Below are 26,212 nucleotides of genomic sequence, written 5' to 3' on the forward strand. Positions count from 1 at the left end.
AGGATCGTGCTCTCGAGCCTGGCGGCCAGGTCTACAAATCGATGTTGAAGCTCAGCCTAACCCTAGCCCTGATCGAGCAGCCTGTAGGCTCCGTCGATCCAATCCCTGACTGTCGCTCCGTACTGCGCCGCAGCGTCCTCCCATATCAAGTGCCCTCCTTCGAGAAGAACTTGTCGGCTACGCTTGATATGATCGACAAGGAGCTGCCCGTTCGCGGGCGGGACCAGCGGATCTTCGCGGCCGGCCAGAACCAGCACCGGCGTCTCGATCCTGTGCAACTGCTCTTTGAGGATCGGCAGCTCTTCGGGATATGACCGGACGAAATTTGCGGCATGGTCGAAGCGCGAGGCGGATGAAGAAAGCCAATAGTCCTCCATGACGGCCGGAGGGGTGCCACTGGCTGCGGATTGAGTGACGAACCCGACGGCGAGATCGCCACCCTCCGCCTCGGCGAATGCCCCCGGCTGCGACGAAATCAGATCGGTAAGGCCGCCGGCGGCTAGCTCGACGCTCGTAGCCCCGCTGCCCACGACAAGACTTTCGAACAGATCGGAGCGATCTGCGGCGGCGGAAAGCATCGCGAGAGCGCCGACGTCGGGACCGATGCCGTGCATGCGCTTGATGCCCAGTTTCCATGCGGCCCTAACTATGAAGCGCGCCATGCCGGTGGGCGACATCAGGTCAGAGCGGCCTTGCGACATCCCGAAACCCGGCAAGTCTATCGCCACGTACGGAGCCGACTTGGCGATCTCCGGCAAGATGCCCCTGAACGCGTAGATGCTTTCTGGCCAAGGGCTGGAAAGCATCACCGGGATACCATCCCCTCGCCCGCCGGTGGCCAGGCGGACGTTGACGCCGTCGATTTCGATATATGAAACTTCGCCGATATCCGGAAGCACACTTGCCATCTCACTACCTCCACACGCTCGGATGGGACGGGGATGTGGCCATCGTCGGAGCTGTGCCGATAGGATCGGTCAACGACGCCTCCTGGAGATTGTCCGATCGTGCGATCGGCGGTCCAAGGCACCGAGGGCGCTATCCTACAATAAGTAAGACAAGCTCCTGCTCATATTCGCCTCATGCAAGGGAATGATCCCTGGTCAACTTGAGGATAGAACAATGAAACTCGTACTTGCCGCCTTTGGCGTATCGGCACTCTTCGTCTCGTCCGCATTCGCGCTGGAGCCCATCCCCGGCAGCGTCACTTACGGTGGCCAGCCCGCTCATCGCCTGCAGAAGGCTCCGGTCGGAAGCACGTTCGACAACACCTTTTACTCCAACGGGCAGCGCTATACCGAGACCTACATGATCCAGCCCGACAGGTCGCTGGTCATCACGAGCCGCATCCGCATCGGCAGCGACCGATAGGCGCGGAGGCCCATGCGCCGGATATCGGTCGCGCGGCTCCATCGGGGGCAGCGTGACCGATCCCGTTTTGTCCAGGACGAAGGTTTCGCTTGATCGAGGGCCGCAATGGGTCGGCCCGCCGGAGCGACTCCATTTTCAACGGAAGCAAGGAGACGATCATGTCGCAGAATGAACAGCAGACTACCATCAAGGCTTATCTACGTCCGATCGATCGTGACGGACTGATCGCCTTTGCCCAGCGCGGCCGCGAGAACCCCGATCGTCGTGGTACAAACGTGGTTCACACAGTGTGCGAGGGCCAGTATCGCACGCTGAGCTTCGTCGGCGAACACGATCCGGTGGTTGTCGACGAGCCGCTGCACCTGTTTGGCCAGGACACCGCGCCGGCACCCGGCGAGATCGTGCTTTCGGGCTTGGGTGGGTGCCTTGCGGTCGGCATCACCGCGGTGGCCACGTTCAGGAACGTCCGGCTGTCTCGGCTCGAACTCCATATCGAGGGCGACGTCGGCAATACCGCTGCCTGGGGTGCGGGCGGTGCGACCCGCGAGCCGTCGCAGATGGGCTTTCAGGCGATCCGCGTGAAAGTGGACGTCGAAGGTGACGCCACCCGCGAGGAGCTGGACGAAATCGTCAGGCAGGCGAATTACTTCTCCCCTGTCGCCAACTCGATGCGGAATCCCATTCCTCTCGAGGTTTCACTTTCGTAGGCTCTGCAAACCACGATCGAAAAGCCGATGGCCCGCGTATGCGGGCCATCGGCTTTATCAGTTCAAGCAGCCATTTCGGCGCAGCTCTTGGCGCACTCGCGGCACGCCTCGACGCATTCCCGCATGTCGCCGAGCCGTTCGCAATCGTCCGCGCATTGAGCGCAGATCTCGGCGAATTCGCGGCACGTATGCTTGTGGTGCTCAGTTCCGATCAGCATGAAATGCGCTGACGTCCTGCACATCTCGGCGCAGGCCATCATGAGTCTGAAATGGTCGGGCTCGGTGTGCTTTCCGCCCGTTTCCAGGCAATGGTTCATCGCGGTGGATAGGCAGACGCTGTAGCAGCGCAGGCAGTTCTGGATACATTCGTTCATCGCGGGGTCGGCATGTTTCATTGTTGAACGACTCCTTTTCGTTTCCGGGCAACCATCCACTCTGCGCGACGCCAACGATTGTAGAATTCCGTCACCGACCAAATCGTCGACGGCTCGGCCGGTCGGAAGCCTGAGGGAACGATCGTACTATAGGACCCGCGTCGCATGGAGTTACCTGTAGCTAAGAGGGACGATCAACTCCAACCGACAGGTGACGTCATGGCTCTCAGGCTTTCAGAAACTTCGTGCATCTTCAGGCAGGTTCCGCTGAGGAGGATAAAGCCGCGAGTGACCGCACGCGGTATGCTCCCGGCGAACGACAATGTTGTGCGCGCCCAGGCAGACGAAGCGACGTCAGCCGACGACAACCCGTCGCTTGCCGATGTCGGGCCGATCCTGGCTCTCATGGCGATCTCGGGCGGGACCTTCTACGTGATCTCCACCGTGCTTTCCGGTTACGTGAAATCTTTTCCGATGTTCTATCCGTGAAACAGTCCTGACGTGTCGGACCGCCGATTCGGTAAAGACAGGAAAGAGGCGTATTCGTCGATCTGCCCGATCAGACACCTCACCTCGGCCCCATTCCCCGGTTCTATCGAGGCGACCCGGCGGTTCCCGCCACGGGACCGACCCGACAGACCTCACCAGGCGCTAGCCAGGTATTGGTGTATCGCCGCGACCACCACCGAACCTTCCCCTACCGCGGAAGCGACCCGCTTGATCGAACCCGAGCGGACGTCTCCGACCGCGAAGACGCCGGGTTTGCTTGTACGGTACGGAGTGGAAGGCGTGGACAGTTCTCCCTCGTCGGAAAACCCGGTTTCCACAAAACCGCTCCGATCGAGATCGACGCAGCCTTCCATCCAGTCCGTGTTGGGCGATGCGCCGATCATGACGAACAGATTGGTCGCCGGACGCTCGTATATCTGCCCGGTTTTCCTGTTGGTCCAGCTCACTCCTGCAAGCCCGGTTTCGCCACGCAATCCGGTTATGTCGGACGACTCGTGCAGGCTGATGTGTGGCGAGTTCTTGATCCTCTGGACGAGGTAATCCGACATGGTCGAGGATATGCCGCTCCGCATGACCATGTTTACATGCCGGGCGGTGCGCGAAAGGAATACCGCTGCCTGTCCAGCCGAATTGCCTCCCCCGACGATGACGACTTCCTGCGCTGAGCACAGGTTCCCTTCCATCGCCGTCGCCGCATAGTGGATGCCCTGCCCCTCGAAGCGGCCGTAGTTCGGAATGTCCAGCTTCCTGTATCGCGCTCCTGTCGCCACGACCACCGCCTTTGCCCGGAGCGTGCTGCCGTCGGACAAGCCGATCTCGAACGGCTTCTTGGAGCAGTCGAGCGACACGGTGCTCCGCGAGACGCAGATGCGAGCGCCGAACTTCTGCGCCTGGATATGCGCTCGGCCCGCGAGAGCTTCCCCCGAGATCCCGGTCGGGAAGCCGAGATAGTTTTCGATTTTCGAGGATGTCCCTGCCTGTCCGCCCGGAGCGAGCGTCTCCACGACGATCGTCCTAAGTCCTTCGGAGGCCGCATAGACCGCCGAGGCCAGCCCGGAGGGGCCGGCCCCGAGAACCGCGACGTCGTAGATTGCCTCGGGTTCCGGGGGTTCGTAGAGCCCCAGTTCTTCGGCAAGTGTTTCGTCGGACGGCTTTGACAATACCGTGCGGTCCGGCTTGATCAACGCGGGCAGCGCAGAAGGCAGTATGGAGAACTCCGCGATCGCTTTGGCGGCATCCGCATCGGCGACGATATCCAGGACTTCCACCGGATAGAGATTGCGGGTGAGGAACCGCTGTATCCGCAGCAGTTCGGTGTGGTCCCGATGCCCGACGAGCACTCCGCCGCCCTTGAGGTGGCGGACGAGGCCGGCACGCCTGAGGATGTAGGCTCGCATGATCATTTCGCCGATATCCGGTTCGCCCGTCATCAGGCCGCGAAATCTGTCGTGAGGAACCCGGATGAATTTCGTCCCGGCCATCAGCCTGCCGGAAAGGAGCGTGTTGCGGTCGTTGAACATGTTGTGTTCGCCGCTGAACTGCCCACCGCGGTAACTGTAAAGGTACTGCCTTCCCTGGATCGGATGGTCGGCATGCACTTCCATTTCGCCATCCAGTATCAGGTAAAGGTCAAGTGCGCGGTCCCCGCGTGTAAAGGCGATACTGTCCTCGTGGCTGACCTGCATCTCGCCATAGGGACGGACGCGTTCGATCATTTCCTGAGGCAGCACCGGATAGGTCTGCGCTTCCCGCCGCCACGGGTCCGTCGGATCGTTGAGCATTACTGACATGCTTGTCTCCTGTATGGCCGACTACGGCGTGCTGTTGGATGAGGTATCGACGTGGGCTTCCACGGACATTCCCGGGCCGAGCCTTTCGATATCTGGCTGGTTCTCGTCGATCTGGATGCGGACAGCGATACGTTGCGGTATCTTCGTGAAGTTGCCGATGGCGTTGTCGGTGCGCAGAACCGAGAATTCGGATCCGGCGGCTGGAGAAATGTCCTCGACCGTCCCGTCGAAGCGGGCCCCCGCCAATCCGTCGACAAAGAACCAAGCCCGCTGTCCGGGCCGTATCGCCGCAGACTGGGCCTCTTTGAAGTTGGCAATAACCCAACGTGCCTTGGGCACCAGGAACATGAGCTGGCTGCCATTCGTCACGTACTGGCCCTGTCTGGCGCTCACGTCGCTCAGCTTTCCGTCTTCGGGAGCGCTCACGACGGTGTAACCGAGGTTGATCTCTGCGAGTTGCAGTTTGGCTCTGGCGCTCTCGACGTCTGCTTCAAGAGCCTTCTCGTTCACGCTGGCGGCCTTCAGCGCCTGCTCCGCGCTACCCCGGCCCGCCACCGTCTCCTGAACGGACGCCAACGCAACGCCCCGGGCGGCGCGAGTGGCATCTTCGGCGCTGACCGAGCCGGACCCCTGCCCCGCAAGTTGTGACGCCCGCTTAAAGTCCGCCTCGGCCTTGATGAGCTGGGCGTTCGCGCTGGCGATCTTTGCTTCCGCCGTCGTGATATCGAGTTGCCTCTGGGCTATCGCCTGCTTGTTGTTCGCCAGGTTCGAACTGGCGATGTCCAGGTCAGCCCGGGCGGCGGCGACCTGAGCCCGGTAGACCCTGTCGTCGATACGCAGGAGGACGTCGCCCTGCCTGATCCCCGCATAGTCCTTGACCGCGATTTCCCGGATGTATCCGGTAACCTGGGGACTGATGACGGTCGTCCGTCCGCGGACGTACGCGTTGTCGGTTTTCACCACGTGTGTGGAGAAAGGCGGCAATTGCCAGGCTGCCAGGATCGCGGTCATGCCTGCTCCCACGAGCGCTACGGCAAAGGCCCTGGTCAGCAGGCTGCTGATCTTTGGTTGCCATAGCTGCTGCTGCGGCGGTGGGGTTTCGTCCCCTGCCCGCGCAGTCGGGACAGAGGGGACCGGGGAGACCGCGTTCATGAGGGTTTACTCCGATATTGCTTGATCAGGTTGACCGCGATGACGGCGACAAGCGCGACCACCCCGGCTGAAGCCGCGAGAGAAATGGCAGTGAAGACGTCCACGTATCCGGCGACGCGAGCATAGAGGGAGACTTGCTGAGAGAGCGCCGCGACGCCTTCGGCCGATCTAAGCACCGGGTCCGCGATCAGGGGGGAGTATCGGGCGGTGAGCGACGACAGGAGCGACGTCACATCGGGTTCGGATCTCGCCGCCTGGGCGGCGTAGGTCCCGAGGTGGTATTGCTGCGCATGGAAGAGGTAAGTCTGCGTGAAGGCGTTTCCCGTCAGCGTTCCGACGGATTGCGTCACGTTGAAGAGCGCGATGAAACTCGTCATCCGCACCCCACCGTCGGCCAGTACCCGCCCCAGTCCGAAGATGAAGAGAGGGCCGATGAACAGCGTTCCCGCGAACCCCATCATCCCCTGCGTGATCAGCAACTGCGGCACCCGTGTCGACACGCTCGATCCAGAGTCGAGATACGTCGCCGTCGCGACAATCAGGAGGGAAGCGAGAACCATGTACGGGAGCCGCGCCGGAGAGACGGTCAGGGCAGCAGCGGCCAATCCCAGCACCGCCCCGACAAAGATTGCGCCAGTCAACGGTCTGATGTCATCGTTCGTAAGCCCGAAATCGCGCAGCATCGAGAGAATGCCGATCGTCTGTTCAGACTGGACAAACCTGCAGAGCACGGCAATCAACGCCCACCTGACGAACGTCCCGGCCGAAAGCCACTTCACGTCGACCAGTGGCCGCTTGCGACGCGCCTCGATCGAGACGAAAAGTGCGAGACAGGGGATACATGCCGTGAAGAACCAGCCGATCCAGGCGACGTTGGTCCACCATAGATAGCTCCCGAGACCCATGGCAGAGCCGAACAGGATAAAGCCAACCGCGTAAAGGGAGAAGCTGACGGCGTCGAGAGGCTCGAAGGTCTTGGATCTCACGCTCGGCGGGAGGCGGACGATCGACACGATGCCGAGAACCGCGAGGGACAGGCCAAGTTCGAAGAGGTAGAGCCCGTTCCAGTTTCCGAAGGCCAGGAAGTCCTTCGGTATGAGCCAGGCGAGAGGTAGGGAAAGCTGTGGCGTCCCGATGCCGAGGCACACGGCCTTGAGTCTGTGTGCGGCGGGAAGCGCCTGGATCATGTAGAACACGCCGAGGGTCGTCAGCGCCGACGCCGATATCCCGCTCGCCGCCCGGACGAGGATGGCCCCTGCCAACCCGTGGACGAAGAGGTGAGAGGTAATGAGAAGCGCCTGCAGGGTGAGGAAGATCATGCAGAAAGACCTGATCCCGAACTCCTGGCGGTATTTGACGAGCACGCAGCCCGTGATGGCGTTCGTCACCAGGTAAGCGACGGAAAGGTATGCCGCCTCGCTGAGGTCGAGACCAAGCGCGCCCTGAAGATACGGGAGATTGGCCGCGACGATTGCGTTTCCGAGCGCTCCGGTGATCCCGACGAGGACCGAGGTGAATGCAAAAACGATGCGTCGGCGGGTCGGGTGTGGCGGAAATCCGGGAGCGCCGGGGATAGCCGGGCGCTGTCCTTCCGGATACTCGAAGGGCTCGTCGTCCTGGTAGAAATGCTGCCTCGGAACCGCGGAACGAGCCCGCCGCCTTCCTTCCGTCAGCTTCCACGGGGCAATTCCCACGGCAACCCGCCTTTCCGATTCACCGGGTCGAGCGGGGTATTCCGCCATGACCGAGAAAGTATTCGGCCCTGACGTCCGGTCATGAGGCCCGCCGAAAGGTTAGCGGCGGGCCAGTTGCGCATATTGAACGATCCTGTCTCGGGAAGTCGTCTGGCGCGTTACGTCCCGGATAGCGCTGATGGTCTCAGCGGAAGTCGGTAGTCGGAGCGATGGCCCTGCTGCTTTCAAGCTCCTGCGTGCGCGCCTGAAGCGCCTTCTCGATCGCGGCAAACGCGTCGCTTCCGAGAACGAGGCGGCGCGGTGCGGTCGCCTGGCTCGCGCTTTCCAGAATGGCAGCCGCCATTTTCGCCGGATCGCCGAGAGGCATTCTCGACGTGTCGGAGAGAAAGGCTTTCACCATGCCGACCGGCGTTCCGTTGTAGGCGTCGGGCGCGAAACCTGCGTTGGAGGCGGCGGCTTCGCGGAACGTCGTGCGCGCGGAACCGGGCTCGACGATGGTCACGCCGATGTTCAGTGGAGCGAGTTCCTGGGAAAGGGACTCGAAGAAGCCCTCGATGCCCCATTTGCTGGCATGGTAAAGCGAAGCGCCCGGATGCGTCGCTTGACCGCCATAGGTGGAAATCGCGATGATGTGGCCGCTGCCCTGCTCCCGCAGATAAGGAATGGCGACCCGCGTCACCTCGATCGGGCCGACGAGGTTGGTGTCTATCTGGTGCTGTATCTGTTCGGTGGAAAGCCCTTCGGCAGCGCCAAAGAGGCCGTACCCGGCGTTGTTGACGATGACGTCGATGGTGCCGAATTCGGCGAAGGCCGCTTTGACGCAGCCCTCGATCGCCTTGATGTCGGTGAGATCGAGCTGCGCGACCCAGAGCCTGTCGGGATAGCGCGCCTTGAGATCGTCGACCGAACCCTGCTTACGGATCGTGCCGGCAACCCGGTCGCCCTTCTCCAGCGCTTGTGTCGCCATTTCGCGGCCGAGGCCGCTGTTTATGCCAGTGATGAACCAAGTCTTGGACATTGCAGGTCTCCTTGTTGGGAATGTCTCGGGAGACAATATGCATTTGCATTGCGTGGTAGAATTGTGCAATCCGGCATGGACCAATGGGGAAATGGCCATGAATGAACGGCCGACACTCTCGGAACTGACGGCGCTGGCGACAGTCTTCCGGCTACGCAGCTTTCGGAAGGCCGCAGACGAGCTGGAGATTTCGCCCTCCACGCTTAGCCATATCATCCGCGATCTCGAAACCCGTCTCGGAGCCAGGCTTTTCAACCGGACGACCCGTAGCGTCTCGCCAACGGAAGCGGGCGAGCGGCTGGTGGCTCGCGTAAGCCCCCTGTTCCTTGAACTCGATACCGCGCTAAGAGAGGTGAACGAAGCGAAAGACCAGCCTCGCGGACTGCTGAGGCTGACGGCGTCCGACACGGTCGCGATGATGCTCGTCGAGGCCGTGATCCCGGCCTTCCTCGATCAGTACCCGGAGATGTCCGTGGATCTGGTGGCTGAAGCCGCGTTCGTCGACATCGTCGCGGAGGGTTTCGATGCCGGGTTCCGGCTTGGTGAAGCGGTTCCGCTGGACATGATAGCCATCCATGTCGGAGGTCCGTCGCGGATGCTGGCGGTCGCCTCCCCCTCGTATCTTCTCGGCAGGGAGATCCCGGTGACCCCGGACGATCTCGCGCGGCACAACTGCATCCGGTCGCGAACCCCTGCGGGCCGGAACTACCGATGGGAATTCGAACGCGACGGGCATCCCCATTCCGTTGAGATCCAGGGGCCGCTGACACTCAATCGGACGGAGCATATGCTCAAGGCGGCGCTTTCCGGAATGGGTATCGCGTTCGTGCCGGAGATCATGGCAGCCCCGTATCTCGGTTCCGGCCTGCTTCGCGCGTTGCTGGAGGAATGGTGTCCGCCCTACCCCGGAATATATCTCTACTATCCCGGCAGACGATTGCTTCCTCCCGGTCTGAGGGCGTTCATAGATGTCCTCAAGGCCTCGGATCTCGGGCGTAAGGGCACGCGACAGGTCGCGGATGAGGCCGGAGTGTAGGCGTCCGAACTTAATCAAAGGCGACACGGACACCGCTTGGTACAATATCCGTCTGCCGTCCGGGCCTACCGATTTCCCGTCAAAGGAGATCCGGACATGGATAGAGACAATCGTTACTCGCCGAGACATCCGCAGGTCTGGCCCGTCATAGCGGCCTATGGAATCGTCGTGATCGGTGTTGCCGCCTACAGCGTCCTCAAGTCTGACGCCCCGCGATATCGTGGCGCATCGATAGCCTGGGCAACGCCGCATGCTCAGCCGAAAAGTGCAAGCCGGAACGTCGTCGTGGACCGGGTGACCCTGCCCGTCGCGCACATCGACTGAGCGCCGGGCCCTCGCGACCCCGCCCCCGCACAAGTGTGCCCGATCCTACAATAATCCGATCCGTGCCGCCCCTAGTTTCCAGTGCATGCCGAGACCCGGCACGAATAACGGAGCGACTTGTGACCTACGACCTTTCCCGCCGACAGACACTCATTGCAGGGGCAGCCGTCTCTTTTTCTATGTTTGTGCCGGTCGCCGACGCAGCCGACAAAAAGAGAACCACGGACATCAAAGGAGAATTCGAAATGACCGAAGCATTCGTCAAGACCAAGGATGGCGTCGAGCTGTACTTCAAGGACTGGGGTCCCAAGGATGCCCAGCCGATCGTGTTCCATCATGGCTGGCCCCTGTCGTCTGACGACTGGGACGCCCAGATGCTGTTCTTCGTCCAACACGGCTATCGCGTCGTCGCCCATGACCGTCGCGGCCATGGCCGCTCGTCGCAGGTCGCGGACGGCCATAATATGGACCAGTACGCAGCCGACGCTTCTGCCGTCTACGAACACCTGAACCTCAAGAACGCGGTTCATATCGGCCACTCGACGGGTGGCGGCGAAGTCGCACGCTACGTCGCCAAGTATGGCGAGCCCCAGAAGCGGGTCGCCAAGGCCGTACTGGTCAGCGCCGTTCCGCCGCTCATGCTCAAGACCGAGTCCAATCCCGGCGGCCTTCCGATGGAGGTCTTCGACGGCCTGCGCAACGGCCTGGCGGCCAATCGCGCGCAGTTCTATCTCGACGTTGCCTCCGGCCCGTTCTACGGCTTCAACCGCGAAGGCGCGAAGGTCTATCCGGGCGTCATCCAGAATTGGTGGCGGCAGGGCATGATCGGTGGCGCGAAGGCCCACTACGACGGCATCAAGGCGTTCTCCGAGACCGACCAGACCGAAGACCTCAAGAAGATCACGGTGCCGACGCTGGTCATGCACGGCGATGACGATCAGATCGTCCCGATCGACGATGCGGCGCGCCTCTCCGTGAAGCTGCTCAAGAACGGCACGCTCAAGGTCTACCCCGGCTATCCGCACGGCATGCTGACGACACACGCCGACGTCATCAACCCGGACCTCCTGGCGTTCGTTAAGGGCTGAGGCCCGCATCCGAGAACTATCGAACGAGACGGCGGCGGGCTCAGTGGGGTTCGCCGCCTTCAAGCTGCGCCTCTTCGAATCCCATTTCAATGAGCGCCATCGAAATGAAGTACACCGGGAGTTCGGCGTTAAGTTCCCGGGCGAGCCTGTAGGCGGCGATGCAATGGTCCACCAGCCCGGTTCGCTGTTCCTCGCTAGGTACACCAGCCTCGAAAATCACTCCGGTGTATTGCGACGTCTTTTCTCCGGCGTTGGAGAATGCCTGCCCGAGTACGGCGACCCGCCTGAGTCCGTTGGGGCTTCTGATCCGGAAGCTCTGCCTGCCCGCTCCGCCGACGCGAACAGCCTCCCCGATACTCTGAGACACGGTTGCGCGGTCGTCCGCATGCAGCATATCGACGAATACGAGGAAAGGCAGTCCCCCTGCACCGGATGCGGGATCAATGCCGAATAGACGGCTAAGTGTGGCGTCCATTCTGAACGAATCCGTCGGTATGTCCCAGCTGAAGAGGCCTGTCCCGTTCTGGCCGCTCGTCTGGTCCTTCCGGCTTGGCGATACTCTCCGCATGGATCTCCAACATCATGTGAAACAGACCAAGACATCGCGCATCAGGCGATCTTCGCGCGATACGCTACCCTTCTTGGGTCGCATCACTCCATGACGCAGACGAACCCGCCATCTTCCGGTTTGCCGACGCGGCAACAGAAGGGCTTCGCGAAATGGACGGGCATCAGCCATGCCCCCGTTTCGCTGAGGCCTTCAAGCACCCGAAGCCGCGTGGGTACGGCCAGCTCGGGCGCTGCGCATGCTGCGGAATTCCAGCTCGGTATGTGGATCTGGATGGGATGGTGGACGATATCTCCGGTGAAGACCGCCTTCCCGTCGCCTGATGTGAGAGTCAGGTGGCAGTGCCCGAGCGTGTGGCCGGGGCTTTCCTCGATATGGAGTTCGTCGCAGATCTGGTACGGCGTATCGACGAGAAGCCACTGGCCGCTGTCGACGATCGGCTGGATCGTATCCGCGATCATATGCATGTTGTCCGGTATGTCCTTCTCGTGAGCGAGCAGGCGCTCGAACTCCGAGCGGGAAGCGATGTATTTCGCGTTCTTGAAGGTGGGGACCCACCGACCATCGACGAGGCGGGTGTTCCAGCCGACGTGGTCGATGTGGAGATGCGTGCAGAAGACGATGTCGATATCGTCGGGATCTATCCCGGCTGCGGCCAGGTTCTCCATATATCGTGAGTTCATCATCGAGAAGAACGGGCTGTCGGGGCGGTTCTTGTGGTTGCCGCTGCATGTGTCGACCAACACGGTGAGGTTCGGCAGCCGGATCAACCAGCTGTGTATGGATCCCATCAACCGCCCGTCGTCCGGCGAGTAGTGACCGGGGACCATCCAGTGGAGGTGCTTTTCGACCGCGGCGTCGTTCCAGTCGGGAAGGAACGCCTGCGGCGGGAACCCGAGACCGTGATACTCCTCGATGCGCGTGACCTCGGCGTTACCGATCTTCATCCTGTTCCGTCCCCTTAGATGCTGGTCCAGTTATGACGGGCAGAAGGGTCCGATCAAGCTAACCCTATGGCTAGGTATGGCGGGAGCTCCCGAGCGGATATGACAACGATGGCGTTCCGCGTGGATCGCGTCGTCTTGTGCAATTGTCCGCGAGGTTGAGGGGAACTGATGTCGGTACTGAGGTTTTTCGAATTCGAACTCGATGAATCTCGACGGCTCCTCACGCGCTCGGGACAGCCCGTCAAGATCGGTTCAAAGGCGCTGGATGTCCTTGTCGTACTCGCCTCGAGAGCGGGCGAAGTCGTCACGCGCGAAGAACTTTTCGATGCCGTCTGGTCAGGAAGCGCGTCTGCCGAGAACTCCTTGCGCGTCACGATCATGGCTCTGAGGAAGGCCCTGGCGTCCGGGGAAACGGATGGCCTGGTGCAGAGCGTCGCAGGTCGTGGTTACCTGCTGTCCGCTTCCGTTCAAAGCCGGAAACCCGTAGAGGTCCCCGCGCCGCGCGCCTTGGAGATCAGGGGGAATCTGCCCGGTGTCCACACGGCGGTCATAGGTCGGGAAGACTTTATCCAGAGGTGCCTCGAATCGCGTAGGACGCGTGTCATGAGTGTCGTTGGTCCCGGCGGGATAGGAAAAACGACCGTCGCGATCGCATTCGCCAACACCATTCGCGAGGGCTACGAATCCGCCTTCTTCCTCGACCTCGCCGCATTGAACGCGGGAGAGCGCATCGGACCGACACTTGCCTCGCTCATGGGGCTTTCGGTCTACGGGTCCGATCCGATGCCGGGGATCATCACCGCCATCGGGCAGCACAAGATCATCTTTGTCTTCGACAACTGCGAGCACGTCATCGAGCAGGCGGCAGAAGTGATCGAAAAGGTGAGCCTTGCCTGCCCAAACGTGTTCATCGTCGCGACAAGTCGGGAAACACTCGGGATACCGTCGGAAATGGTCCGACGGCTCGGCCCGCTCGATACTCCCCAAGAAGGAGAAAATCCCGTCAACCCATCCAGCTACTCCGCTATGGCGATGTTCATGGATCGCGTGGAGCACTCTCTCGATATAGGGTCCCTCAACCAGATCGACGACCTCGTTCGCGTCGCGGCGATCGTCCGGAAGCTGGACGGAATTCCTCTCGCTATCGAGTTCGCCGCAGCCCGGGTCATAGACCTTGGCCTCGACCAGCTCCTGAACTCCCTGAACCAGCCCCTGACCGTACTCCGACGCGGTCGGCGCACCGCGCCTCATCGACAACAGACACTCCAGGCGACGCTCGACTGGAGTTACGGATTTCTCACGGAGAACGAGAAGACAGCCCTGCAGGCCCTTTCCGTTTTCGCCCAGACATTCTCCAGAGACGGCGCGGCCTCGGTCTGCGGTCCGCTCCTCGAAAACGACGACATCGAGGACGCGATCTGGGGTCTTCAGTCGAAATCCCTTCTCAGCAGGTCCGACACCGGCACGGCCCTTCGACTGCTTGAGACAACGAGGGAATACGCCTCCATAAAGCTGCAGTCGTCCAGGAGGGAAACTCCGATTCGGGACGCGCACGCGCACTTTGTCCTTTCCCGTTTGCGGGATGCCGAACTCGAATGGGACAAGCTTGCGACATACCAGTGGCTAGCGAGCTACGGCGGGTTGATCAACGATTTGCGCTTGGCGCTGGCATTCTGCGAGACAGTGCGAAACACGCGGCTTTTCCTCGAGCTGGTGGCGGGCTCGGGCTTGCTCTGGACACAGCTAGGCCTGATGAACGAACAGCTCCTCTACATCGAGAAGGCCATCGAGGTCCTTGATCGGACGGAGACCCGCGATCCCGCCATCGACACGCAGCTCCGGTCGGCATACGGCGCTATCGCCTACAACGTTCACAGCGTTGCGGGCGACGCAGAAGCGGTACGACAGTTCGATCTCGCCGCCTCTTCGGCCAGAGCGCTCGGTGACGCGACAAAGACGCTGCGGGCCAAAAGCGGGGTCTGCGCCGTCCTGACCACGCAGGGAAGATATCGCGAAGCCTACGAGTTGGCATTGACGTTGCGCGACGACCTTGGAGTCGCGGCGGAGTCCGCCGTCAACCGTATACTGGCTCACAATAGCCACTATCTCGGCAGTCACGCGGACGCTTTTGGAATGGCGGAAAAGGCCCTCCATGCGAACGGCGTAAATGTCAGGGGCACCCTCACGAGCGGCGCGAATTTCGGCCAGAAGACACTTTGCCTGATGATCATGGCAAAGACGGCCTACCTGCGCGGAGAGATCTCCAATTCGCTCGAGCTGTTGGACGAACTGACCGCTGACGTCATCGAGGTCGATCACCCGATATCGACTTGCCTTGCACTTTCGGTCGGTGTGTGTCCGGTGTATTTCGGCCTCGGCATGAACGAGAAAGGGCGATACTATCTCGAGGTCCTTCGGGACACGTCGACCCGGAACTCACTCGTGCGATGGCAGGAATGGGCCGACGGCTTCGACTACGCTCTCGGTACGGATATCGTCGCGCCATCTACGGCCCTGGCCAGTTTAAAGCTCGGTGGGCACGGGCCGAGGCTCGAGAACACGATCACGATCGGCGGCGAACGTATCGGGCTCGATCTCCTCGAAATGGCGTTATCGGGAGAAGCAGGTTGGTGCGAGCCGGAACTGCTTCGCCTCAAGGGTATCAAGCTCCTGCGACGCGGCGAAGGCGAAGGCCGTCAATGGCTGTCGCAGGGCTTCGAGTTGGCGTCGCGCCAGTCTGCCCGCACATGGCAGCTAAGATGTGCCAACAGTCTCGCGGCCTTCGCCACGGCCGCTTCGTTCGACGAGGACCGTCTGCGCGTCGAACGATCGCTCGGCCATTTCGCGGAAGCGCCGCCGATCGACCTCGCGATCTCGACGCGAATCCTCGAAGGAACGCGCGAGATGTGCGGGTTTGAACAATAATGGCCCTCGGCCACCGGATGAAAGGAAACCTGTCTTGTTGCGTTCGTCCACCCTCGCCCTTGGCGAAAAGCTTGCTGCCATGCTCCCCGACGAATTCGCGAGAACGGTCCTCGCCGGCTCTCTCGGCGTAGCCTGGGACAGCGCGAACCCGATCAGGGCCAACCTGTTCGCGGCGGGAATACGAGAGGCGGTGACCTATGTCCTTCACCTCCTTGCCCCCGAAGAGGCTGTCAAAGCCTGCGAGTGGTACGAAGCCTATCGCGAGAAACAGCAAAAGGACTGCGAGAAACGGAAGGTCGAGTTCAAGGACCAGCCCACACGCGTGCATCGGATGGTTTACGCCACGCAGGGCGGCATATCGGATAAGGCACTCGAGGAGCTGGGCGTCGATATCGGCGATGCGCACAAGCGTCTACGCACTGTCGTGGACGAGTTGTCGAAGTATACCCATGTCAGGCCCGGAACCCTTATCGAGGGAGACGAAGCCGTGGCGACTTTCATGGAGCAGGCGCTCGAAGCCATGATGCGGTTCCTCAGTGCCGTCGCCGATGTTCGCTCGGCGATCTCCACTGCCGTTTCCGAGCATGCCAACGATCTCGCGATCGACGCCCTTACGGACAGCGTCGTACAGGAACTGGACGAGCTTTCGACACATACGGTCGTGCATGAGGTCATCGCCGACGATATCCGCGTCGTGGAGATAGGCCCGCAGGAGGTCAAACTCGATGTCAGGGGGACAGTCTATGTCGAGTTGAACTACGGCTCCAGCTCCGACTTCCGCCGGGGCGACGGCGCGTCGATGAAAGACAAGTACCCGTTTTCGGTCGATATGGTCGCCAAAGTGACAGACCTCAAGCCGGGGATCGCTGGTCGTGTCCGCGTCGACAATAGCAGTTTCTTCGAGTGAACCTTCGATCGGTCGGCGCGTCATCCGCACTATAAAGTAGCAGTATTGGCAGGAAACTAGATATGCTCGGCAGTGAAGCTGTAAAATGCGAGATTTTCAATCGGGTGAACGGCTCGGCGGACAGGAAACTCGCGCATCCGACGTCGAGCGACTGGGATGTCGCGGTGTGGAATACGCTCGTTACCGACGACGAAGTGGAGATGTCAGATCGCAATCTCTCCCTGATATCTGCCGGGCTTATCATCGGAGCCAACCAGACGAAACTGCGGGAAAGCTGTTTTCCGTTCCTTTTTCCAGGTCTCAGCAAGCTGCAAATCGGGACTTTCGCTATAGCGGACGCCAATCGGTCATGGAGTATTCTTCGCGAGAAAGGGCTGGAGGCGCAGCGTCAGCAAGCGGCTAGATCAGAAGCAGTCTACTCCGGACTGGTCGGGCGGCTTAAAGTAGAAGCAGGTCCAATAGCCACGCCGGGCGGTGTCGATGTATTGAACATGACCGTCGTCGATTGCGTTCCGCATTGGTTATTCCTAGCGTCGACCGCGCCTGACAGCGAATCCCGAGAAGGTTTCGACTACGCGAAGATGGGTCCTGCCGCGCAGTATATCCTTTCCATAGAACATGTTCTCAAGGAGGTATGGCACCAGGTGTTCTGGGAGCCTTGGTCCTTCGGGAAGGAAGACGAGGACTTTTGGACGGCCAAGCCGAACGTCCCCGCGGATCGTGCGCTGTGGTCTGCCTGGGGTTGGAGAGACGAAAACCTGATGTTTCAGGATCAAATGGTAAGAGCCCATTTCGGAGGACAGAGATCGGTCGCGCAAGACCACGCGATAAACAAAACCGCGACTGCATATCGTGGAACCGGAGCATCGCTGGAGATAACGATCACTGAGCCGTCAGACGAGCGACGTTCCATCCACGAAGGTGCGATGATCACGATAGAAAGCTCCTATCTTGGCGAACTCCTTGACGAGCCGATTTCTCAGAGGCACCCGGATATCACTCTCCGTCTTTTGGCTCGTGCAGTCGCAGTCCTGCAGGATCTCGCAGAGGTCCTCCTTCCTCCGACAGCCGACACCGAATACGCCACAGAAAACGACATCGACAGGATCGCCTGCGGCGTGCCGGGAAGCCAAATCGCCTTGCTATTGGAGGAGGCGCTCGTTCTCTCCCCTGGACAGGCGGAGACCATTCTCTCACACCTAGTCTCTAGCCCGTTCGAAGATATGACGGCCCTGTTCCGCAACGGGCTGTGGCATCGTCCACTGGTATCTCTTGCCGGTGACGGCACGCTCTATCTTCTTGTCGGGGCTCTTATTTGGGGCTCCCCGGTTCGCCGACTCGAGCGGTGGCTGCAGGAAGGGGTCTCGAAAAAACAGAACGACGATCTTTCGAAGACGCCTCTGGGCATCAAGTACGAAGCGCTGGTTCGCGAAAAGCTGGCTCTCGCCATACATAGCAACGAGCTTTTCCAAGGTGTCAGCTCCGGAGTCGCTTCGATCCCCAAGAACCAGGCGAAGGAAGAGGTCGATGGCCTATTTAGGATTGGATCGACGGTATTCGTACTTGAGGTGAAATGCTTCCTTTCACCATCCGAGCCCCGTGAGCGTTACAACTATCTCAAGAAGCTGGAAAAAGCTTGTGCCCAGGCTAGCCGCAAAGCCGAATGGCTTAGGCTCAACCCGCAGGAGGCGGAGAAGTACCTTGGGCCGCTACCAGGGTACGAAACGATGCGTTTCGTACCCTTGGTCGTCGTCAACCAGAGTACGGGCTCTGGCTTCCGCGTTGGGGACTGTGCGGTTATCGATGCGCATTTCCTGCGTCTCTATCTGACATCTGGAAGCTATCGATCCGGCGGCGCGGTCGACTTCACCGAGGAGAACAAGTTCGGGTTCGCTCATCAAACACTCTACACATCGGCGGAGGAAGCGGAGCAGGTAGCGACGGATGTCTTTTCCAACCATCCCGGCCTTAGGGCATACTTGGCCTCCGTAATGTGGGAGACTGTCGAAATACCCCTGCTTATAGAGGGGGCGGTTCATCTCTGGAGCCCATCCATGGATAGCGACGCCTATATGAGAACACTCCCGGATCCGAACGACCTGCTGGCATCCGTATAGGAGGTGAACGACTTCGCGGCTGAAAGTCAGATAACCGCCGTTGTTCCGTCCGAAATCATTCCTCGATCATACAATAACTCTCTGTCTTGAAGGTGTTTCCTGCATCTGTAGCAATTAACGGATGAGGAAATCCCATGTTGAGAACGATCGTAGGCTCAGCCCTTCTCGCGACGGCTTTGAGCGCCGGAGGCGGACTTGCCGCCGAAACGAAACCCACTGTCGTCCTGGTTCACGGAGCGTTCGCCGACGGCTCCAGCTGGAACGGGGTGATCGCGAAGCTCGAGAAGGATGGCTACAAGGTCGTCGCGGTGGCCAATCCGCTTCGTAGCGTGAAAAGCGACAGCGCCTACGTGAAGCGGATCGTTTCTGGTTTGGATACGCCCGTCGTCCTGGTCGGTCACTCTTATGGCGGAGCCGTGATTTCGGAAGCGGCGACCAAGGACAGCAAGATCAAGGCTCTGGTCTACGTTTCCGCCTTCGCGCCGGACATCGGAGAATCCTCGCTGGCGCTGACGGGCAAGTTTCCGGGCAGTACGCTGCCGCCGACCCTCGACAAGCCCGTCGAACTGGAGAACGGGGTGAAGGACCTCTACATCCAGCAGGCCAAGTTCCACAACCAGTTCGCGGCCGACGTTCCCGAGAAGGCCGCTCTTGCAATGGCGGCATCCCAGCGTCCGGTCACCGACGTCGCGCTCGGCGAAGCCGCCACGAACGCGGGCTGGAAGGACATCCCGTCCTGGTCGATTTACGGTTCTGCCGACAAGAACATCCCGCCCGAAGCCATGAAGTGGATGGCGGGCCGCGCCAACGCTAAAGAGACGGTGGTGGTCGAAGGCGCGTCCCACGTCGTGATGGTCTCCCATCCCGACCGCGTGGCCAAGGTGATCGAAGACGCCGCGACGGCAAAGTGAAGCCATTCTCCTTTGCAGCCCGGGTGCTGTTGCCAAGACAGGAAACTACAACGGACCCGCTGACGGTGCGGGTTCGTCTAACGGTCCTCGCTTGGAATGCCCTTGGCGACTTCCGTCAATTTTGCGCGCAGTTCCGTCACGGTCAGCGATTTGACAAACGACCTGCTGTACCGGAGTTCTCGACCGAATGCGGCGATGCCCTCTCTGAACTCGTCTACAGCGACAGGTATAAGTCGCGAAAGCCTAGCACCCATGTCGGGGTCGCTGAACAGCGTAGAGATTTTTGCGGCCGTCACAGCTTTCTCAACCGGATCACTCACAGGAATGCTCCATCTCTTTCACGCGGCTTCAAGCGCGTCGGAAGAGGTCGATGCATGCACCGGTTTGCCGAAACGATCAATGTTCGCGTCGCCCCAATCCTTGAGAGCCAGCAGGACCGGACCCATGCTCTGCCCCAATGGCGACAGCGTGTATTCCACCTTGGGCGGAACCTGCGCGTAGACCTTCCGATCGACGAGGCCGTCCTCCTCAAGTTCCCGCAGCTGATTGGTCAGCATGCGCTGCGTGACACCAGGAATCTTACGGCGGATCTCGTTGAAGCGATGCGTCCCGTCCATCAGGTGGAACATCACGACGGACTTCCATTTGCCGTCGATCAGGGCAATCGCCGCCTCCACCGAGCATCCCGGGGTGCAGTCAAAACGAGAATGGCGGACCTTTCCCATAACGGTATCCTTTTTGACACTATGTGCGTTCGTTGTGCGTATTGGCTACCAGAGAATGTAGGACTACTTCGAGCTCATCGCAACTGGAGACATCAAAGATGAAAGCCATTGGTTACAAGCAAGCGGGCGCGCTGGATCGCGCCGAAGCTCTCGTGGACATCGAACTGGACAAGCCGACACCGACGGGCCACGACATCCTCGTCAAGGTGAACGCCATTTCCGTGAATCCGGTCGACTACAAGATCCGGAAGAATGTCTCCGCCGCGGACGGGGCCTGGAAGGTCCTCGGCTGGGACGCTGTCGGCACCGTCGAAGCCGTGGGTGAGAATGCCAGCGCATTCAAGGTGGGCGACGAGGTCTTCTATGCCGGGTCGCTGATCCGTCAGGGTGCAAACAGCGAGTACCACCTCGTAGATGACCGGATCGTTGGTACCAAGCCGAAGTCCATCTCGGATACCGAGGCGGCCGCGTTGCCGCTTACCGCGATCACCGCATGGGAGATGATGTTCGACCGCCTGGATATCCGCAAACCCGTGCCGGGTGCGGCGAACGCGATCCTGATCATCGGCGGTGCCGGCGGCGTCGGTTCGATCGCGATCCAGCTCGCGCGGGCACTTACCGACGTCACGGTGATCGCCACTGCCTCGCGTCCGGAAACCCGGGCATGGGTAAAGGAACTCGGCGCTCACCATGTCGTGGACCATACAAAGCCATTGGCCAAGCAGATCGAGGCATTGGGAATCGGCGCTCCGGCCTTTGTATTCTCGACGAACGAAACCCACACACAGATTGCCGAAATTATCGAGCTGATTGTACCGCAGGGCAGGTTTGGTCTCATCGACGACCCGGCGGCACTCGATGTCGTCGGCTTCAAACGTAAGTCGGTCTCCATCCATTGGGAGCTTATGTTCACCCGATCCATCTACGGCACTGCCGATATCGGTGAACAGGGCAAGCTGCTGAACGAAGTGGCCGCCCTCATCGACAGCGGCAAGATCAAGACGACCGTCACCGAAGTCATCCGTCCGATCAACGCAGAGAACCTCAGGAAGGCCCATGCCACGCTCGAAAGCGGCAAGGCCAAAGGCAAGATCGTTCTCGAGGGTTTCTGAGCAATACGGGCGGCCACTCGGGTGGCCGCCTTTCCTTTTTGTCGACGCCGCCCGTCCGTCAGCCTGTCGCCGCGGAGGGCCAGAGCAAGAAAGCGCAGATCAATGGACGCCATCCAGACCGTACATCTCGTCGCAACACTGAAGGCGAAGCCCGGCAAGGCCGGAGAACTTCACCGTCGGCTGGATGAGATAATTCCCGATGTCAGGAAAGAGCCGGGATGCCTGGCATACAATCTGCACGTTGACCGGAGCGACGGCTCCGTCTTCGTCATGATTGAAGCATGGGAAAGCGTCGCGGCGCTTGACGCGCACGGCAGCGCGGCACCGTTTCGTTCCCTGCAGTCCCACTTCGACGAACTGCTGGCCGAACCGTTGGGTCTTCAGCTTCTAAGCCGCCTCGCCTAATGGCGTCCCGATGGCAGGACACGGCTTGTGGCCTCGGTTTCAGCCGAGGCCATTTCATTCGGCGAGATCAGAGGACGGTTCTCACGAACGACGCGACCGTTCCAGCAGAGAATGCTGGCTCCTGGTGATGGGGGCCATGTCCGGCTTGTGGGACGGTGACGAGGTGCAACGTCTTCCACTTGGTCGTCAGTGGCAGCCAGTTTCCGATCGGGCAAGCGATGTCGTGATCGCCGCTGATCACAAGCAGCGGATGCAGACCGGAAGCGAGGGCCGCCATATCCACGCCCTCGGGGTCGGGGTAGATCGTCGTCTTGTCCTTGGCTTCGCTCAGCAGCTTCATGAAAACCGCCTCCGGAATCGCCGGGGAGCGATCGGTCTTCCGGCTTTCGATGCGGTCGTAGGATCGACGGGCGGCGTCCCGGCTCCGTTCGGAAGCGGGTTCGAAGAAGAGGATGGTCTGGTCGTCGAGGCCGTTGAAAGGGTGCATGGCGGTCTTGATGAAAAGAGGTTCGCCGCTGACCTCGGGTTTGCCCGGAGGTACGGTTCCGATCAGGATCGTGTGCGAGACCTTTTCAGGGTGTGTGACAGTGAATTTTTGGGCCACGACACCGCCGAGCGACCATCCTCCGATGACGACCTTCTCGAAGCCGAGGAAGTCGATGAGGTCCTTGGCGTCTTTCACCAGGGAGGCCCGGTCATAGGTGGGAGTGCCCGTGGATGCCCCGAGGCCCGTGTAGTCGAAGATGACGACGGTAAAATTCTTTGCCAACTCGTCGAGAAACAAGGGATCCCAGGAATCGAGCGTGCCGCGGAACCTGATGTTGAGGAAGAGAGGCATACCGCTCCCGAACTTCCGGTAGGCGATCTTCCGGTCTCCGAGGTCTGCGAATTTCGTGAGGGTCGTCGAAGCGGTTTCAGTCATGGGACTCTCCTGATGTTTTGGAAAGCCAACAGGTTCGAGGCGCGCTTTTATTGTAGGATGCTGCATTCACGCCGAAGGATTTCATCCCGAGTAGCCAGCGAATTACCGATTGACATCGCTTTGCCGGATCAGAAATTTGATGCCGCTGATTGTGGAGACCGTGCGTGGACGAGTTACTGAGACCGAGATTGCTTTGGTGTGTTGGGTTGTTGGTCCTTCTGGTTTCTATCTCGATCGGGTTGTTGCATCCCGCAGCCGCGCAGTGGGTGTCTCCCACGATCATTCTGGGTTTTGCACTCTGGTGTATGGCGATCAGACGACATTTGCTTTTTTCGACGGTCGGCTGCGTGGCGTTGCTTTTAGCAGTCCAAGTCGGTTCGCCGGGGACTTCCGGGTTGGGCGAGACACTCGTGACGACGAGCCTCTACGCGAGCATCGCCGTTGCTTTCGGATACGCCCGTGCGAATGGTCTGGCAGCGCGCGACAGCGCGCGTGAGCTCGCCGAGAGGATAGAGGCGCAAGCTCGTTCCTACGCGGATGAAATCGCCAAGAGCGAGGTCAGATACGCCACCCTGTTCTCCGACATGAACCACGCCCACGCCGAGCAGGACATCAGCGAAGCCAAGAGGATGATCGACGAGGCCAAGGCCAACGGCGCTACCAGCTTCGAGCGGCTGGCCGCCGAGAACCCCGAGTTCATCGATCGCTGCCTGGCGGCCGTCAAGGTCAACCGCGTGAACGACGCCCTTCTCAACATGATGGGATATGTCGATCATGCAGAGCTGGTCGCGAAGCCCCCGACGGAAAACGCCGTGGACTCCCGTCGCGTCATGCAGGAGCAGCTGCACGCTATGTTCGACGGTCGCCATCATTTTGCTTCTACGGCAACGTTGATCGGCAAGGACAACCGGAAGGTAACTGTCGCTGTCGGCGTCAATGTGCCTGACGACTGGTCCGTTTCGCTTTCAACGCATATCGACATCACCGAACAGCTCCGGGATCGCGAGGCGATCCTTTCCGCCCGCGAGGACCTCGCTCGGGCCAGCCGGGCTTTGGCGGTCGGCGCGATTTCCACGACGTTGTCGCACGAACTCAACCAGCCGCTGCTGGCGATAGGTCTCGGGACAAAGAGCGCGGAACGTTGGCTACAAAGGACCCCGCCACGCCTTGAGGAGGTCGCCCGCTCCCTTGAGGGCATCCGTCTCAACGCCGACAGGATGAGCGCGATCATCCGGAACACCCGGGACAAGCTCGTGAAGGGTGCCAAGGACCCCAGCCGTGTCGATCTCAGGCAACTCCTGACGGAAACGAGCTACGTTCTCGAGGGTGATCTCGCTGCCCGTCGCTCGCGAATGCAGCTCTCGCTGGATGACGACGCCATCGAAGTCATGGCCGACAGGACAGACATCCAGCAGGTTTTCATCAACCTGATCACCAACGCCGCCGACGCGATGTCACAGGTCGAGTGCGAGCGCATCGTTACCATCACATCCCGTCGGTCTCCCGAACAGGGGCTGACCATCGAGGTTAGCGACAACGGGCCAGGCATCTCGGAGGAAAACCTCAAGCTCGTCTTCCAGCCGTTCTTCTCCACCAAGTCGGGTGGGATGGGCATGGGTCTGCAGATCTGCCGCTCCATCATCGAAAGCTTCGGTGGCACCCTGAATGTCAGGAACAACCAAGAGCGCGGGGCGACATTCGTGATCTCCCTTCCGCTGCCTCCGGTTTCGGATAGCGGGAAACCGCCGCAGCACGCGACTACATGATCGCAGGGCTGTCCTCTTCCGGATGGCCCGGCGATTTCACCGTTCACCAACGAATGTTGGATTTTGCGAGGTCGAGGACCTCGTCGCCCCGGCCGCTCAACACCGCCTTGGCCATCCAGAGGCTGAAGCCGCTTACCTGTTCGAGCGTGATCTTGGGCGGGAGAGCCAGCTCGTCGTGGTTCGTCACGACATCGACCACGGCCGGGCCATTGTGGGAAAAGGCCGTCCTAAGCGAATGGTCGAGATCGGCCGCGCTCTCGACCCGGATGCCCATGATGCCTCCGGCTTCCGCCATCGCGGCGAAATTCGGGTTGGCTAGATCGACATTCGACGGCAGGAACCCGGCGGCCTTCATCTCCATGTCAACGAAGCCGAGAACGCCGTTGTTGATAATGACGATCTTGACCGGAAGATTGCTCTGCCGAAGGGTGAGAAGGTCGCCCATGAGCATCGCAAAGCCGCCGTCGCCGGAGAGCGACACGACTTCGCGCCCCGGGAATGCCGCTTGGGCACCGATAGCCTGGACCATGGCGTTCGCCATTGATCCATGTACGAACGAGCCCAGCAGACGCCGCCTGCCGTTCATCTTGAGGTAGCGCGCGGCCCATACCGTCGGAGTGCCGACGTCGCATGTGAACACGGCGTCTTCCGAGGCGATCTCGCTGAGGAGACGCGCGACATATTGCGGGTGGATGGCCTCGCCCTGCTTTCCGGCCGTAGCGAGCTCGTCGAGGCCTTTCCGGGCGTCCCTGTAGTTTGCCTGCGACTTCTCAAGGTGTACGGGATCGTCCTTGTCCCTGAGTTTCGGAATGAGAGCGGATACAGTCGGAACGATTTCACCTACCAGTCCGAGTGACAGCGTGGTTCGCCTGCCGAGCCTGGATGCGTCGAGATCGATCTGGATGACCTTGGCCCCTTCCGGATAGAATTGGCGGTATGGGAAGTCGGTACCGAGCATCAGGAGCGTGTCGCACTGCTTCATGGCGTGATAGCCGGACGCAAAGCCGATGAGACCCGTCATCCCGACATCGTAGGGGTTTTCCCACTCGACGTGCTCCTTGCCGCGCAGCGCGTGTACGACGGGCGCTTTCAGAATTCCAGCGAGCCTTACGACCTCGTCATGCGCTCCGGCACATCCCGCGCCTGCCAGGATCGTCACGCGGCCCGCTTCGTTCAGCAGGGCGGCGGCTCGGTCGAGATCGTCGTCAGTCGGCACGACGATCGGGTCGGTCGGAATGACCCATCTGTCCGGGGCGGCCGTCTCGACCTTTTCCATCGCGACGTCGCCGGGGATCACCACGACCGAGACGCCGCGCTTGGATACCGCCTGCCGTATTGCGATGTCGAGCACCCGCGGCATGACCTGTGTCGTGGAGACCAACTCGGTGTAGTGGCTGCATTCGGCGAAGATCTTGTCGGGATGTGTTTCCTGGAAGTATCCGCTGCCGATCTCGGAACTGGGGATTTGGGCGGCGATGGCGAGCACCCTCGCCCCGCTTCGATGGCAGTCGTAGAGACCGTTGATGAGGTGGAGGTTACCCGGACCACAACTGCCCGCGCATACCGCGAGCTTCCCGGTGAGCTGGGCTTCCGCGCCAGCCGCGAAGGCCGCAGCCTCCTCGTGCCGCATATGGACCCACTCAATCGTACCTTTCCGACGAAGGGCGTCGCTCAGCCCGTTCAAGGAATCTCCGGTAACGCCGTAGACGCGCTTCACCCCCGCCGCTTCGAGCGTGTCTACGATCAATTCGGCTATTGTCTGCTTTGCCATGAGAACCTCGTTCCTGCATGTGAGGTGGCCCTCAAATTGCGGGCCGGGCGGAACAGCCCCAAAGGAGCGCCC

Annotated in this window: 25 protein-coding genes; 13 read left to right on the forward strand and 12 right to left on the reverse strand. The window is 60.7% G+C overall.

Annotation, left to right across the window (positions count from 1 at the left end; translation table 11 throughout):
* Nucleotides 1-62: 62 nt before the first annotated feature.
* Nucleotides 63-908 carry an alpha/beta fold hydrolase gene (locus MRBLMR1_RS29710; RefSeq protein ID WP_500067187.1) on the reverse strand — a complete coding sequence of 282 codons (846 nt, stop codon included), beginning with the start codon at nucleotides 906-908 and terminating at the stop codon, nucleotides 63-65.
* Between the two features lie 214 nt (nucleotides 909-1,122).
* On the opposite strand from MRBLMR1_RS29710, the gene MRBLMR1_RS29715 reads away from it, so the two are divergent.
* A complete protein-coding gene (locus MRBLMR1_RS29715) occupies nucleotides 1,123-1,371 on the forward strand; it encodes a hypothetical protein (RefSeq protein WP_500067188.1) in 249 nt (82 codons plus the stop codon).
* A gap of 158 nt (nucleotides 1,372-1,529) precedes the next feature.
* Nucleotides 1,530-2,078 carry an OsmC family protein gene (locus tag MRBLMR1_RS29720; protein WP_500067189.1) on the forward strand — a complete coding sequence of 183 codons (549 nt, stop codon included), beginning with the start codon at nucleotides 1,530-1,532 and terminating at the stop codon, nucleotides 2,076-2,078.
* A gap of 62 nt (nucleotides 2,079-2,140) precedes the next feature.
* Here MRBLMR1_RS29720 and MRBLMR1_RS29725 read toward each other — a convergent pair whose 3' ends face one another.
* Nucleotides 2,141-2,473 carry a four-helix bundle copper-binding protein gene (locus MRBLMR1_RS29725; protein ID WP_500067190.1) on the reverse strand — a complete coding sequence of 111 codons (333 nt, stop codon included), beginning with the start codon at nucleotides 2,471-2,473 and terminating at the stop codon, nucleotides 2,141-2,143.
* Nucleotides 2,474-2,740: 267 nt separating this feature from the next.
* On the opposite strand from MRBLMR1_RS29725, the gene MRBLMR1_RS29730 reads away from it, so the two are divergent.
* Nucleotides 2,741-2,941, forward strand: a complete 201-nt coding sequence (locus MRBLMR1_RS29730) for a hypothetical protein (RefSeq protein WP_500067191.1) — start codon at nucleotides 2,741-2,743, stop codon at nucleotides 2,939-2,941.
* Between the two features lie 152 nt (nucleotides 2,942-3,093).
* Here the strand turns inward: MRBLMR1_RS29730 and MRBLMR1_RS29735 are convergent, their stop codons facing one another.
* The 4 genes from MRBLMR1_RS29735 to MRBLMR1_RS29750 form a co-directional block, all read right to left on the reverse strand.
* A complete protein-coding gene (locus MRBLMR1_RS29735; protein ID WP_500067192.1) occupies nucleotides 3,094-4,752 on the reverse strand; it encodes an FAD-dependent oxidoreductase in 1,659 nt (552 codons plus the stop codon).
* Between the two features lie 21 nt (nucleotides 4,753-4,773).
* Complete coding sequence (locus MRBLMR1_RS29740; RefSeq protein WP_500067193.1) at nucleotides 4,774-5,763, reverse strand: HlyD family secretion protein; 990 nt, start codon at nucleotides 5,761-5,763, stop codon at nucleotides 4,774-4,776.
* A 137-nt stretch (nucleotides 5,764-5,900) separates the two neighbouring features.
* The gene (locus tag MRBLMR1_RS29745; protein WP_500067194.1) at nucleotides 5,901-7,598 is read right to left on the reverse strand and encodes an MFS transporter; all 1,698 of its coding nucleotides are present in this window, start codon (nucleotides 7,596-7,598) and stop codon (nucleotides 5,901-5,903) included.
* 184 nt (nucleotides 7,599-7,782) lie between these two features.
* Nucleotides 7,783-8,616 carry an SDR family oxidoreductase gene (locus tag MRBLMR1_RS29750; protein ID WP_500067195.1) on the reverse strand — a complete coding sequence of 278 codons (834 nt, stop codon included), beginning with the start codon at nucleotides 8,614-8,616 and terminating at the stop codon, nucleotides 7,783-7,785.
* Nucleotides 8,617-8,713: 97 nt separating this feature from the next.
* On the opposite strand from MRBLMR1_RS29750, the gene MRBLMR1_RS29755 reads away from it, so the two are divergent.
* From MRBLMR1_RS29755 to MRBLMR1_RS29765, 3 genes are all read left to right on the forward strand, one after another.
* The gene (locus MRBLMR1_RS29755; protein WP_500067196.1) at nucleotides 8,714-9,652 is read left to right on the forward strand and encodes a LysR family transcriptional regulator; all 939 of its coding nucleotides are present in this window, start codon (nucleotides 8,714-8,716) and stop codon (nucleotides 9,650-9,652) included.
* A 96-nt stretch (nucleotides 9,653-9,748) separates the two neighbouring features.
* Nucleotides 9,749-9,976 (forward strand): hypothetical protein, encoded by a 228-nt coding sequence (locus MRBLMR1_RS29760; protein WP_500067197.1) that lies wholly within the window; start codon nucleotides 9,749-9,751, stop codon nucleotides 9,974-9,976.
* Nucleotides 9,977-10,221: 245 nt separating this feature from the next.
* Entirely contained in the window at nucleotides 10,222-11,064 is an 843-nt protein-coding gene (locus MRBLMR1_RS29765; protein ID WP_500067198.1) for an alpha/beta fold hydrolase, read from the forward strand.
* Nucleotides 11,065-11,104: 40 nt separating this feature from the next.
* Here the strand turns inward: MRBLMR1_RS29765 and MRBLMR1_RS29770 are convergent, their stop codons facing one another.
* Both MRBLMR1_RS29770 and MRBLMR1_RS29775 read right to left on the reverse strand, forming a co-directional pair.
* Nucleotides 11,105-11,539, reverse strand: a complete 435-nt coding sequence (locus MRBLMR1_RS29770; RefSeq protein WP_500067199.1) for a PAS domain-containing protein — start codon at nucleotides 11,537-11,539, stop codon at nucleotides 11,105-11,107.
* Nucleotides 11,540-11,715: 176 nt separating this feature from the next.
* Entirely contained in the window at nucleotides 11,716-12,579 is an 864-nt protein-coding gene (locus MRBLMR1_RS29775) for an MBL fold metallo-hydrolase (protein ID WP_500067200.1), read from the reverse strand.
* Nucleotides 12,580-12,747: 168 nt separating this feature from the next.
* Between MRBLMR1_RS29775 and MRBLMR1_RS29780 the strand changes: the two genes are divergently transcribed.
* From MRBLMR1_RS29780 to MRBLMR1_RS29795, 4 genes are all read left to right on the forward strand, one after another.
* Nucleotides 12,748-15,504: an ATP-binding protein gene (locus tag MRBLMR1_RS29780; protein ID WP_500067201.1), complete on the forward strand. Its 2,757-nt coding sequence runs from the start codon at nucleotides 12,748-12,750 to the stop codon at nucleotides 15,502-15,504.
* A gap of 37 nt (nucleotides 15,505-15,541) precedes the next feature.
* On the forward strand, nucleotides 15,542-16,411 hold the full coding sequence (locus MRBLMR1_RS29785) for a pPIWI-associating nuclease domain-containing protein (protein ID WP_500067202.1): 870 nt from the start codon (nucleotides 15,542-15,544) through the stop codon (nucleotides 16,409-16,411).
* Nucleotides 16,412-16,473: 62 nt separating this feature from the next.
* Nucleotides 16,474-18,528 (forward strand): hypothetical protein, encoded by a 2,055-nt coding sequence (locus tag MRBLMR1_RS29790; RefSeq protein WP_500067203.1) that lies wholly within the window; start codon nucleotides 16,474-16,476, stop codon nucleotides 18,526-18,528.
* Between the two features lie 134 nt (nucleotides 18,529-18,662).
* The gene (locus tag MRBLMR1_RS29795) at nucleotides 18,663-19,439 is read left to right on the forward strand and encodes an alpha/beta fold hydrolase (RefSeq protein WP_500067204.1); all 777 of its coding nucleotides are present in this window, start codon (nucleotides 18,663-18,665) and stop codon (nucleotides 19,437-19,439) included.
* Between the two features lie 77 nt (nucleotides 19,440-19,516).
* Here MRBLMR1_RS29795 and MRBLMR1_RS29800 read toward each other — a convergent pair whose 3' ends face one another.
* Both MRBLMR1_RS29800 and MRBLMR1_RS29805 read right to left on the reverse strand, forming a co-directional pair.
* Nucleotides 19,517-19,759, reverse strand: a complete 243-nt coding sequence (locus tag MRBLMR1_RS29800) for a hypothetical protein (RefSeq protein WP_500067205.1) — start codon at nucleotides 19,757-19,759, stop codon at nucleotides 19,517-19,519.
* Between the two features lie 18 nt (nucleotides 19,760-19,777).
* Nucleotides 19,778-20,164 (reverse strand): winged helix-turn-helix transcriptional regulator, encoded by a 387-nt coding sequence (locus tag MRBLMR1_RS29805; RefSeq protein WP_500067206.1) that lies wholly within the window; start codon nucleotides 20,162-20,164, stop codon nucleotides 19,778-19,780.
* 98 nt (nucleotides 20,165-20,262) lie between these two features.
* Here MRBLMR1_RS29805 and MRBLMR1_RS29810 point away from each other — a divergent pair, with 98 nt between their 5' ends.
* Nucleotides 20,263-21,276, forward strand: a complete 1,014-nt coding sequence (locus MRBLMR1_RS29810; RefSeq protein WP_500067207.1) for a zinc-binding alcohol dehydrogenase family protein — start codon at nucleotides 20,263-20,265, stop codon at nucleotides 21,274-21,276.
* 102 nt (nucleotides 21,277-21,378) lie between these two features.
* Nucleotides 21,379-21,681 carry a putative quinol monooxygenase gene (locus MRBLMR1_RS29815; protein WP_500067208.1) on the forward strand — a complete coding sequence of 101 codons (303 nt, stop codon included), beginning with the start codon at nucleotides 21,379-21,381 and terminating at the stop codon, nucleotides 21,679-21,681.
* A gap of 67 nt (nucleotides 21,682-21,748) precedes the next feature.
* On the opposite strand, the gene MRBLMR1_RS29820 is transcribed toward MRBLMR1_RS29815, so the two are convergent.
* Nucleotides 21,749-22,603: an alpha/beta fold hydrolase gene (locus tag MRBLMR1_RS29820; protein WP_500067209.1), complete on the reverse strand. Its 855-nt coding sequence runs from the start codon at nucleotides 22,601-22,603 to the stop codon at nucleotides 21,749-21,751.
* Nucleotides 22,604-22,998: 395 nt separating this feature from the next.
* Between MRBLMR1_RS29820 and MRBLMR1_RS29825 the strand changes: the two genes are divergently transcribed.
* Entirely contained in the window at nucleotides 22,999-24,369 is a 1,371-nt protein-coding gene (locus MRBLMR1_RS29825; RefSeq protein ID WP_500067210.1) for a sensor histidine kinase, read from the forward strand.
* A gap of 43 nt (nucleotides 24,370-24,412) precedes the next feature.
* Here MRBLMR1_RS29825 and poxB read toward each other — a convergent pair whose 3' ends face one another.
* Entirely contained in the window at nucleotides 24,413-26,140 is a 1,728-nt protein-coding gene (poxB, locus tag MRBLMR1_RS29830) for a ubiquinone-dependent pyruvate dehydrogenase (protein WP_500067211.1), read from the reverse strand.
* Nucleotides 26,141-26,212 lie beyond the last annotated feature (72 nt).

Source organism: Neorhizobium sp. LMR1-1-1.1 (assembly GCF_040675795.1).
GTDB lineage: Bacteria > Pseudomonadota > Alphaproteobacteria > Rhizobiales > Rhizobiaceae > Neorhizobium > Neorhizobium cellulosilyticum.